We start from the raw sequence: 14,478 nt of genomic DNA on the forward strand, positions 1-14,478 counted from the left end.
TTTTTTATTTTCCGCTAAAAAGTACTTTTAAACGAGAAAGAAATCCTGCTTTTTTTGACTCAATCGACATTAATGGAATAGACTCCCCGAGAATGCGTCGAGCGATATTACGGTAACCTTGTGAAGCACGGTTATTCGGCAACATTGCAACCGGATCTCCACTGTTAGATGAACGAATAACTTCATCATCGTCAATGATAATACCTAGTAATTCAATTGATAAATGCGTTGTAATTTCATCAATATCCATTACATCCCCATTTACCATCATTTGCGTACGAATACGATTAATAATTAATTTTGGTGGCTCAATATCTTCTTTTTCAAGCAAGCCGATAATTCTATCTGCATCACGCACCGCGGAAATTTCCGGAGTAGTAACAACAATAGCTTTATCCGCTCCAGCAACGGCATTTTTATATCCTGTTTCAATACCTGCAGGGCAATCAATTAAAATAAAATCATAATCCGGACGTAATTGATTAATCAGCTCAACCATTTGCTCGCCCGAAACAGCATTTTTATCTGTCGTTTGCGCCGCTGGAAGTAAGAAAAGCAAATCATCAAAGCGTTTATCTTTAATCATCGCTTGGTGAATTTTACAGCGACCTTCCACCACATCTACCAAATCATAAATAATTCGATTTTCCAGACCTAAAACAACATCTAAATTGCGAAGGCCGATATCCATATCAATCAAGCACACTTTTTTACCCTGAAGAGCAAGTGCTGTCCCTAAGTTAGCAGTTGAAGTAGTTTTTCCTACTCCACCTTTCCCAGAAGTAATGACTATAGCTTCTCCCATGTTTAACGCCCTCCTTGAAAATTAGAAATTTCAGGTCTAATTTTTCTTATCTTATGTATTCCATCTATTACTATCTCGCCTGCATCATCTACAAACGCAGAAAATAAATCTGTTTCAGTAACCTCTTTATAATCCTCACTATCAAAGCCGTATACTTTCCCAGCTATCCTAACTTGTGATGGATAAAGAAACTTCCCTGCAACAACCGCATTTTCGTCCCCTTCAAAACCAGCATGAATTATTCCTTTAATATTACCAAGAACAAATACATTGCCGTTTGAACGGATTTGCCCACCAGGATTCACATCACCAATTAGCAAAAAATCTCCTGGAACTTGAACAACTTGCCCTGAACGAATAATCGTTGCCATCGAAAAAATTTGATCATTTTCTTTCCATTTTTTGGCTTCATCTTTAGACATAACATTACTATAAAACGCGCCAATTTTCATTTGACTATTTTTATGAATAATAGTGGATATTTCACGTTCTTCTTCCTCTGAAAACAGACGGTTACCAATTTGAACTTGTACCTCTAATTTTTCACCAGAGTATGGGTTTTGTTTCTGATCTGCTAGCAATTGAGTTAATTCTTGTTGCAACTCAGATATACTCGCTTTATCACTAAGAAAAATACTAATGCCGTCTTTTGTGCCTTTAATTTGAACATTCTTCTTCATATACCATTTCACCCCGCAACATTTATACTCTAGTCCTTAGTATACACTAACTCAAATTAAATGATAATAAAAAAATACTTTTTTTGAAAAAAACAGCTTGAAATCGCAAACTGTGGATATTCTCCACAGTCATACTTTTTCAAGTAATAGCGAATTCAAACTGATAAAATTACGATAGTTATTCTGATTTAACCAACCGATCGAGAAACATTCGGAATGGGAAAAAAACAACTAAAAAGAACGCCAAATTAAACAAGATGGTTGTCCATAAACGTTGATCAATAAAAACCGGAATAGTCATCGTTGTCGAACCGATCAAATAATAAAATGCATAAACCAAACTTTCTGTAAGAATAATATTGAATACGGCGATTAAACCAACAAGAAGAACATTATTTTGCAACACTTTCATAAATTTATCTGTGATATACACCGTAAATGGAAAGATTGCAAAATAGATTCCCATAATGCCCGTATAATAAATATCAAACACTAAACCTAGGATAAACGCATATACTAATGTCGTGTTTCGTTTATAAAAACAAGTCATAATCGTCAACATGATAAGTAAAAAATGCGGAATGAAAAGATGCCTATCATTGAAAAGGCCATTCGCAAACTGAAGACTAAAAACCCCTTCTAAAATAAAGGTGCCAACCATGATTGCAGGAAGTGCAATGTTTTTCTTTACATTCATGCTTATTGGCCTCCAGTCGCGTCTGAGCTAGTTGTATCATCCGCCGTTGTTCCTGCTTCAGCTGAACGCTTCAAAACAGTTACATGGTTTAAATCATACATGTCAGCACCTGGCTTAATAAACGCGGTTTGTGATAATCCCATTTTATCAGTTTCTACTTTTTCAATCGTACCGATAAAAATACCTGCTGGGAATTTCCCACCGAGTCCAGAAGTAACAACTTTCTGTCCTTTTTTAAATTTCATGTCATACGGTAATTGTTTTAATTCAAGCAACTTAGTATCACTGTCATATCCATTGATAATACCAAATGCATTTTCCTCGCCCTGCACCTTAGCAGAAACACGGTTTTTAACATCTGATGAAGTAAGTAATTCAACCGTAGCTGATTTCGCGCCGGTTGTTGTTACTTTACCAATAAGACCACTTGGTGTAGTAACCGCCATATCAGGCTTCACTCCATCGCTTGAACCTTTGTCAATTTCTATTTGGTCATTCCAATTTGTAGGATTTCTAGAAATAACAGAGGCATTCAGCGGATCATAGTCACGAATACTATCAGTAATATCAAGACTTTCTTTTAAATCTTTATTTTCTTTTTTTAAGTCTGCAACTTCACTTTCAAGTTGTGCCAATTCTTCTAAACGTTCTTTCAGATGTTGGTTTTCAGTGTAGGTGTTTTTTAAATCAACTACTCCACCAACTACGCCTGAAACAAATGAAGTAGGCTTGGCTACAATATTTTCACCAAATCCAACAACATCTTTCACAAATTGTTCTGGCCACGAAGCATTCTCACGATCACGTAAAGAAAAACCAACTAACGCGACGAGAACAATAATAGATATTAACAAGATAATCAAACGTTTATTGAGAAAAAATTGTGGCATAACGACACCTCATCTCGTTAGTACTCTTTTTCCATTTTTTGAAGCTAATTCATCTTGTTATAGGACATAAATGAGTGTGTCCATTTAGTTCATTTTTCCACGTTTATACATATCGATATTATCTAAAGCTTTTCCTGTACCAATTGCCACACAATCAAGCGGTTCATCTGCAATAATGACAGGCATTTTTGTTTCTTCAGAAATAACAGTATCTAAATTACGTAAAAGAGCTCCCCCACCTGTAAGTACAATCCCTTTATCCATAATATCTGCTGATAATTCTGGTGGTGTATTTTCAAGTGTTCCTTTTACAGCATCAATAATTGCAGCAACTGTGTCCGCAAGTGCTTCGCTGATTTCTTCAGGAGTAATTTCAATTGTTTTTGGAAGTCCAGTTACTAAATCACGTCCGCGAATGCTGAATGGAGATAAATCCAAACCTTTAGGACTAGCAGACCCAATTTCAATTTTAATTTCTTCTGCTGTACGGTCACCAATTAATAGATTATATTTTTTACGGATATAGTTAATGATTACTTCATCAAAATCATCACCAGCAGTTCTTACCGAGCGACTAGTTACGATACCTCCAAGTGAAATTACAGCAACTTCTGTAGTTCCCCCACCAATATCTACAACCATGCTACCTGTTGGTTCGCCAACTGGAAGTCCAGCGCCAATAGCTGCAGCATACGGTTCTTCAATTGTGAAAGCATCTTTAGCTCCGGCTTGACGAGTAGCATCAATTACTGCACGTTTTTCTACGCCAGTAATGCCTGATGGTACACATATCATTACAAATGGTTTGCTTGCATTAACGCTTTTGCCAGCCTTTTGTATGTAATATTTCATCATTGCTGCTGTTGTATCATAATCAGCAATAACGCCATCTTTCATCGGACGAATAGCAACAATACTACCAGGTGTTCTGCCAATCATGTTTTTCGCATCGCTACCTACTGCAACGATTTCTTGTGTGTCTTTTTTCATAGCAACAACAGAAGGCTCACGAAGGACAATACCTTTTCCCTTCACATAGACAAGCGTATTCGCAGTCCCTAAATCAATTCCAATATCTTTATTACCAAATCCAAACATCTGTATTCTCCTTTTCCTTCGTAATATTCTACAGGATACATTAAGTTTCCTTATTCGTCCATTAAATTAATGTTACCTTATCCCTTTGTGTCAATGTTTCTATTTAGACACATAAACAACCATCTTATTATAACATAAGTAAGTCTATCAGACATTAATTTTTCATGAGAAGGAAAAAATTTTAACTTTTCTTTAAAAACTATATTTCTGGGTCGTTAAAATTATTAAAAATATACTTTTGAAAGGATAAATTATCACTTAAAAAATTCCATTAGGCAAAGAAAAACTGGAATTGCAAACATACCAATCACTATTGAAAAGACCATAATATTGTCTTTATATACTTTCCACCTATTTAGCATTACGAGCCACCTTTTGCATTTTGTTGATACTCACTTTAGCATAAGGAAACAATTGATGTCTGTAGATATTTTGTGAACAGTGTTTTAATTTTAAAAATAACCTTTTTCTTTTAGACTAATGTACTTATTCTTACCGATAATAATATGATCTAACAGCGTAATTCCAACAATATTTCCTGCTTCAGCTAATCTTTTGGTTACTAGTAAGTCTTCGCTTGAAGGTGCTGGATCACCAGATGGATGGTTGTGAAAACACATAATAGATGCGGCCGATTTTCTTAATGCCAATCTAAACACTTCTCTGGGATGAACAATTGACGCATTCAGTCCGCCAACAAAAATGGTTTGCCGATAAATCACTTGATTCTTTGTGTTTAAAAAAATGCAGTGGAAATGCTCCTGGAAGAGAAACGCTAACTCAGGCATTACCAATTTAACCGCATCTTCTGGGCATCTAACGACAATCTCCTCTTGTTCTGTCACTAAACTTATTCGCCTACCAAGTTCGACTGCAGCCATAATTTTAGAAGCTTTAGCTATTCCAATGCCATTAACTAATTGGAATTCTTCAATAGAAGCATATTGCATTTCTGCCACATTTTTGAATTTCATAATAATTCGGTTTGCTATCGTTAAAACAGACTCGTTCTTTGTTCCGGTTTCAATAATTAAAGCGACTAACTCCGAAGATGAAAGAGCCTCTATCCCATAATTTTGTAATTTTTCGCGTGGTTTTTCATTTTCCAGAACTTCATTTATCAACATAAGAACAGCTCCTATTTCATCAAAATACTAACTAGCAAGAAGGAAGCATAAATATAAGGCACAAATGGAACTTGCTTGTTTTTCTTCACTTTTTTAAACAATACGGCGGTCAATAATAGACTTGTTCCTAAAATAATCGCTAGAAAAAAGATGTAGTACCCCATTTCAAAACCTAAAAAAGTGCTTAAAATAATCAGTATTTTAATATCACCTAATCCAATCCCTTTTCGAAATAGACTAAAGAAAAGCAAGTAAAAAAGACTACTTATAACGCCTGAATAAATTAAAGGAAGCCAAGGTTGATTAAAAAGTATGAAAAGAAGAAATAATATACAAACAAATAACAGGAGGATAACGTTAGGAACGTGCAGATAAAAAATATCTGTAACAAAGAAAAAAGCCAAAAAATAATAGATGATACAGTACATAAAAAAGTGATATGAAAATGAAAAGTGAATGTATATAAGGAGCGTATACATTGGTGTAATTAATTCCATCAAAAAATAAAGTAACGGAATGGATTTGCCACAACATTTAGATTTCCCTTTTAAGAACAAGAATGAAAAAATGGGAATAATATGCACGAAAGTTAGTGGCTTTTGGCAATAATTGCACTCCGAAAACCGGAATAAAAAAGGTTTTTTTATCGGGAAACATTCTCCTGCAACCTGAACAAAAGACATAAAAATCGCGCTATAAATTACTAATAAAAAATAAAGCATCTGCCACCTCCTAGTTGTTAAAAACAGGATAGCAAAGATAATTTATTTTTGCACATAGGTAAAATTGCTTTTTCACATCCAATATATAGCAAAAACACCTATTTTCCACTAAGAAAAAAAGATGTTTTCGCGTGCTTCTACCCTATGAAAATGCTTTTTTAGCTATTTGTCATTTTTTATTTCCCGCAGTATACTCGCTTTATTCCAAAAGTTTAGTGGATGGTCGTCAACAAATATTTCCGGACTTCTGAAATAAAATAAAGGGATCCAGTAATAAAGTATTTCGTATCATTTTTAGTTTCATCCATATCATTTAATGCTTGTTGCCAATCTGGTTTTACGGAAACACCTACACTTTTTCCGATTTGGATTACTTCGTCCGCTGTCATAGCTCTAGGATATTCGAAAGTAGTTAATAGTATTTCCGAATTCGGAATCGCTTTTAATGTCGTTAGCATCTTCTCATGATTTTTATCTGCTAATATGCTAACTATTATTTTTTTAGGCCCCGGATACATTTCGATAGATTGAGTGAATGTTTGAATACCTTCTGGATTATGAGCTCCATCCAGCATAACAAATGGATTTGAAATGATTTTTTCCATTCTTCCCGGCCAAAATGCTTTTTCCAGTCCCTTTTTGATTGCTAATTCGTCGATTTCGAAAGCTGAAAATGTATTTAAGTACTGTAACACTTTTATAGCCACAGCAGCATTATTTAATTGATGCAGCCCTTTTAAACCAAGAGAAAGATGGCTTAGTTCTTCTCCGTAGATTGTTTTGTATGCAATGACACCATTTTCATTTTTTATAGAGAAAGATTTATTTAATTGCGCAACGCTGGATTCATTATTTGTGGCAATAGTTTCTATTACTTCTTGAACTTCTTTTTGAATAGCTCCAGAAACTACTGGGATACCTGGTTTGATGATTCCTGCTTTTTCACTAGCAATTTGCTCGATTGTATCACCCAGGAATTCCATATGATCCATTCCGATTGTTGTAATTACAGAAACTAACGGAACGAGAATGTTGGTAGAATCAAGTCTTCCTCCAAGTCCAACTTCAATAATACCAATATCGATAGACTCGTATTCTGCAAAACATAAAAACATCATAGCCGTAATAATCTCAAATTCTGATGGTGGTCCATAAATCGTTTCTTCTAGTTCTTCCGCAATTGGTTTAATCCGGTTAGCTAAAGAAACAATCATTTCATTGCTAATTGGCTCACCATTCACACTTATTCGCTCATTAAAAATCTCAATATAAGGGGAAGTAAAGGTCCCTGTTCGATAGCCCGCTTCTTCTAGAGCATTTCGAATAAAAGTAAGTGTAGAGCCTTTGCCATTTGTTCCAGCGATATGTACCCACTTATTCGCTTTTTCTGGATGATTTAGTTTCTCCATCATATATTCCATTCGAGCTAACCCAGGCTTTATTCCTAGACGAAGTGTTCCGTGAATCCAATCTATTGCTTCTTCATATGATTTCAATGTCATTATTTAAACCACCTTAAAACTGACCCTACCACTTGGTTCTATGATAAGGTCAGTCCATTTATTATACTTCTTTTAACGTTTCAATTCTTTCTAAAACAGAGGCTTTTTTCTCTAGATAATCTTTTTCTTTTAAGCGTTCTTCTGCTACTACATTCTCAGGAGCTTTGCTAATGAAGCGCTCGTTATTTAATTTCCCTTGTACTCTAGCTACTTCTTTATTCCATTTTTCTAGTTCTTTTTCCAGACGAGCAATCTCTACTTTTAAGTCTATTAATGCTTCTAATGGAATGAAAATCTCTGCCCCAGAAACCACCGCGGTCATCGCAGTTTTAGATGGTTCTACATCAAATGAAATGGTAACTTGTTCAGGATTACAAAAACGTTCAATATAAGAAATATTTTGTTCTAAAATTTCTTTATACGTATCATCTTTTGGCTTAATTTCAAGAATAATTTGCTTGCTAAGAGGCGTGTTTACTTCTGCTCGAATATTTCGAACTGCACGAATTACCTCCACTAGCGTAGCCATCGCCATAGAAGATTTTGTATCCATTTGTTGTTCATTAACAGTTGGCCATTCAGCAATTGTGATAGATTCTCCTTCATGAGGTAAGTTTTGCCAAATTTCTTCTGTTACAAAAGGCATGAACGGGTGCAATAAGCGCATAGTCGTATTCAAAGTATAGGCAAGGACGGATCTTGTTGTTTGTTTAGCAACTTCATCTTCGCCGTAAAGCGGGATTTTAGCAATTTCAATATACCAATCACAAAAATCATCCCAAATAAAGTTGTATAATGTTCTTCCAACTTCACCAAATTCATATTTCTCACCTAAGGAGGTAACAGCTTGAATCGTTTCATTAAGTCGTGTTAGTATCCACTTATCACTAACTTCAGTTACATTTGTTAGATCAATCTCACTATATTTCATGCCATCCAAATTCATTAGTACAAAACGAGAGGCATTCCAAATTTTGTTAATGAAATTCCATGTGGACTCTACTTTTTCATAACTGAATTTTAAATCTTGACCCGGTGATGAGCCTGTCGCAAGTGTATAACGAAGAGAATCCGCTCCATATTTGTCTATAACTTCAATAGGATCCACACCATTACCAAGAGATTTTGACATTTTACGCCCTTCAGAATCGCGCACTAAACCATGAATCAATGTGTCTTTAAATGGTCGTTCACCAGTAAATTCAACAGATTGAAAAATCATTCTGGACACCCAGAAAAAGATAATGTCATAACCCGTTACTAACGTATTTGTTGGGAAGAAATGCTTAAAGTCTGGGCTTTCAGTATCCGGCCAACCCATTGTTGAAAATGGCCATAAAGCTGAACTAAACCATGTATCAAGTACATCCTCATCTTGCTCCCACTCAGCAAGGTTTTCTGGTTCTTTTTCACCAACGTAAATTTCACCAGTTTCTTTATGATACCAAGCAGGAATTCTATGACCCCACCATAATTGACGAGAAATACACCAGTCATGAATGTTATCCATCCAAGTTTCATAAGTTTTTTCAAATCTAGCTGGTACAAAATTAACTTTGTCTTCCGTTTTTTGAAGTGCCAAAGCTTCTGCAGCAAGAGGTTCCATTTTCACAAACCATTGTAGAGAAAGATATGGTTCTACGACAGCGCCAGTTCTCTCAGAATGCCCTACTGAATGCAAATGAGGTTCTTGTTTGATAAATAAATCTAACTCTTTGAAGTCTTGGATAATCGCTTTCCTAGCTTCAAAACGATCTAATCCATCATATTTTCCAGCATTTTCATTCATTGTTCCATTTTCATGCATAACAATAATTCTTGGTAAGTCGTGGCGATTACCTACTTCAAAGTCATTCGGATCATGCGCCGGTGTAATTTTAACGGCACCGGAACCAAACTCTCTTTCAACATATTCGTCGGCTACGATTGGAATTTCTCTGTTTAAAATCGGCAGCATGATTGTTTTACCAATTAAATGCTGGTATCTTTCATCTTTAGGATGAACCGCAACAGCTGTATCACCAGGAATCGTTTCCGGGCGAGTTGTCGCTACTTCTAAATAACCAGAACCATCAGTAAGAGGATATTTTAAATGATAGAAACTGCCCTCAATATCTTTATGGATAACTTCAATATCAGATAAGGCTGTTTTTGCTTCTGGATCCCAGTTTATTATATATTGGCCGCGGTAAATAAGTCCTTTATTGTAAAGTGTTACAAAGACTTTTTTGACAGCATCGGATAAGCCATCGTCTAGTGTAAAACGTTCTCTTGAATAGTCTAAACCAAGACCCAGTTTTTCCCATTGTTCACGAATAAACTCAGCGTATTCTTCTTTCCATTCCCAAGTTTTGTCAACAAAGGCTTCGCGACCTAAGTCATAACGAGAAATATTCGTTTCTTTTAGCTTTGCTTCTACTTTAGCTTGAGTAGCAATACCCGCATGGTCCATACCTGGCAAGTATAGCGTATCAAAGCCTTGCATTCTTTTCATTCGAGTAATAATATCCTGTAAAGTAGTATCCCATGCATGACCTAAATGTAACTTCCCTGTTACGTTTGGCGGTGGAATAACAATGCTATAGGGCTCTTTGTCCGTATTTCCTTCAGCTTTGAAAAATTCTTTTTCTAGCCACCATTTATATTTGCCAGCTTCTACGTTACTTGGCTCATATTTTGTAGGCATATTTACTTCATTTTGTTCTATCGTCATAACGCTTCCTCCTTTTTTAAGCAAAATAAAAAACTCTTCTCATCCTAATAAAAGGACGAAAAGAGTATTATTCGCGGTACCACCTTTTTACCTACAGAAAAAATGTAGGCACTTCATTGGGTTAACGATAGAGAAAATCTACCGGTTATTCCCTACTATGAGTTCAGGAATACTGCTCCAAGGCTACCTTCAGACATTATTTTTGAAAGCTTACACCAACCGCTTTCTCTCTTTTGAAAAATAAGTGTCCTACTCTTCCTCTTCATCGCATTTGCTTCTATATTCTAGAAATAATTTTAACAAAAGATTCTAGATTCGTCAATTAGCCGCGAAGTATTTTGCAAGTAGTATCAAATGCTTCTAGTGTTTTATCAATCTCATTCTCTGTATGCATTGTAGAAATGAATACACCTTCAAACTGAGACGGCGGTAAGAAAATACCTTGTGCTAGCATTTCGCGATAATAACTGCGGAAAAATTCTAGATTACTCGTTTTTGCTGTATCAAAATTAGTGACTTTTTGGTCGGTGAAGAAGAATCCAAACATGGAACCCGCTTTATTAATGGAAAGTGGTACTTCTCGTCTAGCAGAAATTTCTGTTAGTCCTTCTTCCATTCGTTTAATTAAAGACCGGAAAACATCATAGTGTTGAGGTGTTAATTGGCGAACTGTTTCAAAGCCTGCGTTCATCGCTAATGGATTGCCGGATAAAGTTCCCGCTTGATAAATAGAACCTGCTGGAGCAATTTGTTCCATAATTTCTTTTTTACCACCGTACGCACCCACTGGTAATCCTCCACCAATTACTTTTCCAAGACAAGTAATATCCGGAGTAACCACATAATAACCTTGTGCCGAGTAATAATCTACGCGGAAACCAGTCATTACTTCATCAAAAATAAGTAAAGAGCCATATTTGGTTGTTAGTTCTCTAAGCCCTTCTAAAAAGCCTTCAATCGGCGGAACTACACCCATGTTACCTGCAACTGGCTCAACGATAACTGCAGCTATTTCTTCGCCGTACTTCTCGAAAGCTAGTTTTGCGCCTTCAATGTCGTTATATGGAACAGTGATTGTATCAGCAGCGAGCCCTTTAGTAACTCCTGGAGAATCAGGTAAACCCAGTGTCGCTACGCCAGAACCAGCTTTAATTAATAAAGAATCACCATGACCATGATAGCTTCCTTCGAATTTCAATATTTTTTCTCGTTTGGTGTAACCGCGAGCCAGGCGAATAGCGCTCATGGTTGCCTCTGTTCCGGAAGAAACCATCCGCACGATTTCGATGGATGGAACGCGCTCAATGACTAGTTTGGCTAATTCTGTTTCAATTTCCGTTGGCGTTCCAAAGCTTGTCCCTTTCATTGCGGCTTTTGTTATGGCATTAACAACAGAAGGGTTTGCATGACCTAAGATCAGCGGGCCCCAAGATAGCACGTAATCAATATATTCGTTACCATCAACATCCGTAATGTAAGCCCCTTTCCCATGTTCCATAAAAACTGGTGAAGCATCTACTGAATTGAATGCTCGAACTGGGCTATTTACACCACCTGGTAAGACTTTCTTTGCTTCTTTAAAAGCTTTTTCAGAGTTTGAATAGTTTCGCAAATTTCCTACCTCCTATTTATTTAAGTATTTAGATACATCTTTTGCAAAATAAGTGATGATGAGTGTTGCACCTGCTCGTTTCATACTAGTAAGCATTTCTAAAACAATTTTTTCTTCGTCAATCCAACCGTTTTGCGCGGCTGCTTTTACCATTGCGTATTCCCCGCTGACATTATAAGCAACTACTGGTAAATTTGTATTATTTTTAACGTCGCGCATGATATCTAAGTAAGATAAAGATGGTTTTACAATAAGGAAGTCTGCGCCCTCTTGTTCATCAGATTTTGCTTCTCGAAGGGCTTCTTCACGGTTAGCGGGATCCATTTGATAAGATTTTCTATCACCAAATTGTGGCGCACTTCCAGCAGCATCTCGGAAAGGTCCGTAAAAAGCAGATGCGTATTTAACAGCGTACGACATAATCGGAATATCATAAAATCCAGCTTCATCCAATCCTTCGCGAATTACTTGAACAAAGCCATCCATCATATTAGAAGGAGCGATGATGTCTGCCCCTGCTGCTGCTTGACTGACAGCTGTTCGTTTCAGTAATTCAAGGGATTCATCATTTAGAATTTCACCATTTTCAATCACGCCGCAATGACCATGATCTGTAAACTCGCATAGGCAAGTGTCTGCCACAACAATTATTTCAGGAAAACTATTTTTAATGAGCTTAGTGGCTTCTTGGATAATGCCGTGATCGTGATAGGCTTGTGTACCAACTGCATCTTTTTCAGCTGGGATTCCAAATAAAATAACTGCTTTAATTCCAAGGCTTTGTACTGTTCGCATTTCTTCTTCTAATTCATGCAACGGATATTGGAAAACTCCTGGCATGGAGATTACTTCGGTTTTTGGTTCTTTACCATCTTTGACAAAAATCGGATAGATTAAATCATCTGTATGTAAAACTGTTTCTCTCACTAAATCACGCATTGTTTTGGTTTTTCTTAGACGACGATGTCTATCAAATTGATTTTTCATTTAAATTCCTCCTGTATTATCAAATCAGCTAAGTGCTTCATGGTGAAGGTTTTTGGTTGATATGTGACTGACCATCCATCTGCTAAAATAGCCTCAGTAGTTACATTGCCAATCGACGCAATGCGCCAATGTTCTTTCTGGTCTGGAAATGTTTTTGCAATCGAATAAAAGTTTTTCCAAGCAGATGGGCTGGCAAAAATAATTATTGGTTTTTCTTTAAGTTTTAATTGGTTGATTAACCTTGTTTTAGACGCCTCAGGGAAGCTTGTTTCATAAAGTTCCATCGAAAAAACTAGATGCCCTTTTTCTATCAATGCGTCCTTTATTATTGATCTGCTTAAATTACTTTGTGGCAGTAAGACGCTTGTTTGGTCTGGATTTTCATTTAGCCACTCAGATAAAAAAACTTCTGACTGATAAACAGATGGAACAAAATTTGGCATATAACCAAATTCGGCTAATTTTTCTTCCGTTTTCTCACCAATAACAGCAAATTTATAGTTCGTTTTAACATCTTGGTTTGCGAAAAAGTATTCCACCGCATTGACGCTTGTCAAAAAAAGCCAATCCGCCGCTTGTTGTTCTTGATTCAAGCTGAATTTTTTCGGACGTGTTTCAATTAATGGAATCGATTCAACTTCAAAGCCATTTTTCGAAAAGTAGGCTTGCCAAGGCTTATTTTTACTCGCTTCTCTTGTTAAAACAATTTTTTTAATCATGCGTTTCTCAGTTCTTTGATAATCGTATCGGCACCTTCACTTAGTAAATCTTCAGCTACTTGATTGCCTATATCGCTTGGATTGGCGCCTGTTTGTTCAGATTCAAGAATAACGGAACCATCGGCGTTACCAACTAAACCTTTAAAATGAATAGCATCACCTGTTTTCACTGCGAACCCAGCAATGGGGATTTCACAGCCACCGTTTAATTTTTTCAAGAAAACGCGCTCGGCTTCAACACATACGCCTGTTTCTTCATGATGAATAGATGCTAGCATATCTCGAATTTGCTGGTCACTTTTGCGGCATTCGATAGCAAGTGCACCTTGACCAACTGCCGGCAAGCATAGTTCAGCCGGAATATCTTCCAGTTTTAAAGCCGTATTTTCCAACCACCCCATTCGGGAAAGTCCCGCTTTCGCTAAGATGATGGCATCAAAGTTTTCTGCATGTAATTTTTGAAGGCGAGTATCAATGTTACCGCGAATCGGTTTAATAACAAAATCTGGACAGTATTTAAGAAGTTGTGCTGCACGACGGAGACTACTCGTACCAATAACAGCGCCTTTTGGCAACTCATCTAAGCTGCTCACTTGGTTAAACACAAAGCAATCTAGCGGAGATTCACGTTTTGGAATCGCGCCAATAACAAGCCCTTCTTTCAAACTGGAAGGAACATCTTTCATACTATGTACCGCAAAATCAATTACTGTATCACTCAAAGCTTGCTCCACTTCGGAAACAAATAGGCCTTTCCCGCCAACTTTGCTCAGTGTGACGTCTAAAATCCGGTCTCCTTTTGTGACAATTTCTTTTATTTCAAAATCGAATTCAGGATAATTTTCTTTGAGTTTGTTAATCACCCAATTAGACTGGGTTAAAGCTAATTTACTACGTCTAGAACCAACAATTATTTTTCGTTTCAT

At 36.5% G+C, this 14,478-nt stretch carries 13 protein-coding genes and 1 other annotated feature; all 13 genes read right to left on the reverse strand.

Annotation, left to right across the window (positions count from 1 at the left end; genetic code table 11):
- Positions 1-4 precede the first annotated feature (4 nt).
- The 13 genes from minD to hemC all read right to left on the reverse strand — a co-directional run bounded on the left by minD (position 5) and on the right by hemC (position 14,478).
- Positions 5-805, reverse strand: a complete 801-nt coding sequence (minD, locus tag HCJ30_RS06570; RefSeq protein WP_185391451.1) for a septum site-determining protein MinD — start codon at positions 803-805, stop codon at positions 5-7.
- 2 nt (positions 806-807) lie between these two features.
- On the reverse strand, positions 808-1,485 hold the full coding sequence (minC, locus tag HCJ30_RS06575; protein ID WP_185391452.1) for a septum site-determining protein MinC: 678 nt from the start codon (positions 1,483-1,485) through the stop codon (positions 808-810).
- 178 nt (positions 1,486-1,663) lie between these two features.
- Entirely contained in the window at positions 1,664-2,182 is a 519-nt protein-coding gene (gene mreD, locus HCJ30_RS06580; RefSeq protein ID WP_185391453.1) for a rod shape-determining protein MreD, read from the reverse strand.
- 2 nt (positions 2,183-2,184) lie between these two features.
- On the reverse strand, positions 2,185-3,072 hold the full coding sequence (gene mreC / locus HCJ30_RS06585) for a rod shape-determining protein MreC (protein WP_185391454.1): 888 nt from the start codon (positions 3,070-3,072) through the stop codon (positions 2,185-2,187).
- 84 nt (positions 3,073-3,156) lie between these two features.
- On the reverse strand, positions 3,157-4,170 hold the full coding sequence (locus HCJ30_RS06590; protein ID WP_185391455.1) for a rod shape-determining protein: 1,014 nt from the start codon (positions 4,168-4,170) through the stop codon (positions 3,157-3,159).
- 452 nt (positions 4,171-4,622) lie between these two features.
- Positions 4,623-5,297 carry a RadC family protein gene (radC, locus tag HCJ30_RS06595; protein ID WP_185391456.1) on the reverse strand — a complete coding sequence of 225 codons (675 nt, stop codon included), beginning with the start codon at positions 5,295-5,297 and terminating at the stop codon, positions 4,623-4,625.
- A gap of 11 nt (positions 5,298-5,308) precedes the next feature.
- Positions 5,309-6,019: a prepilin peptidase gene (locus HCJ30_RS06600; RefSeq protein ID WP_185391457.1), complete on the reverse strand. Its 711-nt coding sequence runs from the start codon at positions 6,017-6,019 to the stop codon at positions 5,309-5,311.
- A gap of 212 nt (positions 6,020-6,231) precedes the next feature.
- On the reverse strand, positions 6,232-7,521 hold the full coding sequence (locus HCJ30_RS06605) for a bifunctional folylpolyglutamate synthase/dihydrofolate synthase (RefSeq protein WP_185391458.1): 1,290 nt from the start codon (positions 7,519-7,521) through the stop codon (positions 6,232-6,234).
- A gap of 61 nt (positions 7,522-7,582) precedes the next feature.
- Positions 7,583-10,234, reverse strand: a complete 2,652-nt coding sequence (locus HCJ30_RS06610; RefSeq protein ID WP_185391459.1) for a valine--tRNA ligase — start codon at positions 10,232-10,234, stop codon at positions 7,583-7,585.
- 48 nt (positions 10,235-10,282) lie between these two features.
- Positions 10,283-10,509, reverse strand: a binding site (T-box leader).
- Positions 10,510-10,556: 47 nt separating this feature from the next.
- Positions 10,557-11,846: a glutamate-1-semialdehyde 2,1-aminomutase gene (hemL, locus tag HCJ30_RS06615; RefSeq protein WP_185391460.1), complete on the reverse strand. Its 1,290-nt coding sequence runs from the start codon at positions 11,844-11,846 to the stop codon at positions 10,557-10,559.
- A gap of 12 nt (positions 11,847-11,858) precedes the next feature.
- Positions 11,859-12,833 carry a porphobilinogen synthase gene (hemB, locus tag HCJ30_RS06620; protein WP_185391461.1) on the reverse strand — a complete coding sequence of 325 codons (975 nt, stop codon included), beginning with the start codon at positions 12,831-12,833 and terminating at the stop codon, positions 11,859-11,861.
- Positions 12,830-13,552: a uroporphyrinogen-III synthase gene (locus HCJ30_RS06625; RefSeq protein ID WP_185391462.1), complete on the reverse strand. Its 723-nt coding sequence runs from the start codon at positions 13,550-13,552 to the stop codon at positions 12,830-12,832. Before HCJ30_RS06625 ends, hemB begins: the two co-directional genes overlap by 4 nt.
- Entirely contained in the window at positions 13,549-14,478 is a 930-nt protein-coding gene (gene hemC, locus HCJ30_RS06630) for a hydroxymethylbilane synthase (protein ID WP_185391463.1), read from the reverse strand. The genes HCJ30_RS06625 and hemC overlap by 4 nt, the downstream gene beginning before the upstream one ends.

Source organism: Listeria cossartiae subsp. cossartiae (assembly GCF_014224155.1).
Taxonomy (GTDB): Bacteria; Bacillota; Bacilli; order Lactobacillales; family Listeriaceae; genus Listeria; species Listeria cossartiae.

Coding starts and splice junctions, on each gene's coding strand:
- minC (WP_185391452.1), bottom strand. CDS start 1,485: ATGAAGAAGAATGTTCAAATTAAAGGCACAAAAGACGGCATTAGTATT.
- HCJ30_RS06625 (WP_185391462.1), bottom strand. CDS start 13,552: ATGATTAAAAAAATTGTTTTAACAAGAGAAGCGAGTAAAAATAAGCCT.
- HCJ30_RS06600 (WP_185391457.1), bottom strand. CDS start 6,019: ATGCTTTATTTTTTATTAGTAATTTATAGCGCGATTTTTATGTCTTTT.
- HCJ30_RS06610 (WP_185391459.1), bottom strand. CDS start 10,234: ATGACGATAGAACAAAATGAAGTAAATATGCCTACAAAATATGAGCCA.
- radC (WP_185391456.1), bottom strand. CDS start 5,297: ATGTTGATAAATGAAGTTCTGGAAAATGAAAAACCACGCGAAAAATTA.
- hemB (WP_185391461.1), bottom strand. CDS start 12,833: ATGAAAAATCAATTTGATAGACATCGTCGTCTAAGAAAAACCAAAACA.
- minD (WP_185391451.1), bottom strand. CDS start 805: ATGGGAGAAGCTATAGTCATTACTTCTGGGAAAGGTGGAGTAGGAAAA.
- HCJ30_RS06590 (WP_185391455.1), bottom strand. CDS start 4,170: ATGTTTGGATTTGGTAATAAAGATATTGGAATTGATTTAGGGACTGCG.
- mreC (WP_185391454.1), bottom strand. CDS start 3,072: ATGCCACAATTTTTTCTCAATAAACGTTTGATTATCTTGTTAATATCT.
- mreD (WP_185391453.1), bottom strand. CDS start 2,182: ATGAATGTAAAGAAAAACATTGCACTTCCTGCAATCATGGTTGGCACC.
- HCJ30_RS06605 (WP_185391458.1), bottom strand. CDS start 7,521: ATGACATTGAAATCATATGAAGAAGCAATAGATTGGATTCACGGAACA.
- hemC (WP_185391463.1), bottom strand. CDS start 14,478: ATGAAACGAAAAATAATTGTTGGTTCTAGACGTAGTAAATTAGCTTTA.